We start from the raw sequence: 393 nt of genomic DNA, 5'->3' as shown, positions 1-393 counted from the left end.
GTCTTCGACTGGGCGGGATTCGAGGAGCCGGTGATCTTCCAGGGCTATGTCGACAAATACGGCGACAGCCCCACCTTCGCCTTCTACGGCGATGACGACGAGGCCTATCAGAAGCTCGCCTCGGGCTTCAAGGCGGACGTGGCGCACCCCTGTTCGCAGATGGTGTCGAAATATCGCGACGCCGGGCTGATCGAGCCCTGGGACGTGTCGCGCATTCCCGCCTTTTCGACCATCGACCCCAGCTTCCTGCATTCGCCGATCTTCAAGGACGACACCGGAGTCTGGTACATCCCGACCGACTGGGGCGCGACCGCCATCGCCTACAACAAGGACACCGTGCCGGCCGAGGACGTGGCCAGCCTGAACGTCTTCATCGACCCGAAATACCAGGGC

Annotated in this window: 1 protein-coding gene; it reads left to right on the top strand. The window is 62.8% G+C overall.

The annotated features are described in order from the left end of the window. The coding region (locus EAF07_RS10480; RefSeq protein WP_183121705.1) for a type 2 periplasmic-binding domain-containing protein at positions 1 to 393 on the top strand (393 nt) is incomplete at both ends.

It is taken from the genome of Streptococcus hillyeri (assembly GCF_003686955.1).
GTDB classification, from domain to species: Bacteria; Bacillota; Bacilli; order Lactobacillales; family Streptococcaceae; genus Streptococcus; species Streptococcus hillyeri.
Note: the sequence above shows the minus strand (reverse complement) of the source record. Positions and strands in the feature narration are given on the sequence as shown.